Source organism: Microbacterium sp. MTN4-26, assembly GCF_042846595.1.
Taxonomy (GTDB): Bacteria; Actinomycetota; Actinomycetes; order Actinomycetales; family Microbacteriaceae; genus Microbacterium; species Microbacterium luteum.
The window spans coordinates 1-1,235 of record NZ_BTGO01000048.1; the positions used below are offsets into that span (position 1 = coordinate 1).

Sequence of the window (1,235 nt, forward strand, 5' to 3'; positions counted from 1 at the left end):
GGTGAGTTCAGGGGGTCAGTGCAACACCTCGAGTGAGAGGGGTTGTCGGGTGGTGGTGTTGCGGGTGGTGAGGCGGCGGTTCTGGTGTGGGATCGCGGCGGGGTTGTCGACGAAGGATGCGGCGGTTGCTGCGGGTGCGTCGCGGCAGGGTGCGGAGAGGTGGTTCCGGGATGCTGGCGGGATGGCGCCGCTGTCTCTTTCTGAACCATCGGGTCGATTCCTCTCGATCCTTGATCGTGAGCGGATTGCGGTAGGGGTAGCGCGTGGGGAGTCGATACGGGAGATCGCTCGCGTGATCGGCCGTGCCCCATCGACGGTGATGCGGGAGCTGAACCGGAACCGGGGCAAGACGCCCCGCTATCGACCTCGCTGGACCACACGTCCCGCGTTGCGGGCGCCGTCGTATTCACCGTCGACCGCGCAGTTCCGAGCGGACAAGCGGATGGTGCGCCCGAAGCCCTCCAAACTCGCGCTGGATGACCGGTTGCGGGTCGAGGTGGAGCGGCGCCTGAGGCTGGGGTGTTCACCGGAGCAGGTCAGTCACCGGCTGAGGGTGGACTTCCCCGATGATGAAGGCATGCGCATTTCGCATGAGGCGATCTACCGGTCTCTGTTCGTGCAGGGCCGGGGCGAGCTCCGCAACGAACTGACCCGCCACCTGCGTTCCGGACGCACGACCCGCAAGCCCCGCGCCCGCACGCAACGGCAGGCTGCTGCAGCTTCGGGGAAAAAGATCCCCGGGATGGTGATGATCAGCGACCGGCCAGCAGAAGTCGATGACCGTGCCGTTCCCGGCCACTGGGAAGGCGACCTGATCATCGGGAAGGACGGTCTATCCCAGATCGGCACCCTGGTCGAACGCGCCACCCGGTTCGTAATCCTGCTGCACCTGCCCCACCGTCGTGACGCTGAGACAGTCGCCGACCAGATGATCACCCAGATGACACTGCTCCCCGAGCATCTGCGCCGCTCGATCACCTGGGACCAAGGAAGCGAAATGGCCGCCCATGAACGCGTAACAGCCAGCCTGGACTTGCGCGACGGGGTGTTCTTCTGCGACCCCCACTCACCCTGGCAACGCGGCAGCAACGAGAACACCAACGGCCTCCTCAGACAGTACTTCCCCAAGGGCACCGACCTCGCTGGCTACACCGCCGACTACCTCGACTACGTCGCCGCGCAACTCAACGCCAGACCCCGAAAGACCCTGAACTGGGCCACACCCGCCGAAGCCC

General features: G+C 65.7%; 1 protein-coding gene. It reads left to right on the forward strand.

Annotated features, from left to right (window positions below; all coding sequences use genetic code 11):
• Nucleotides 1–181: 181 nt before the first annotated feature.
• On the forward strand, nucleotides 182–1,235 hold a 1,054-nt coding region (locus ACGG9C_RS17005), incomplete at its 3' end, for an IS30 family transposase (RefSeq protein WP_390178950.1).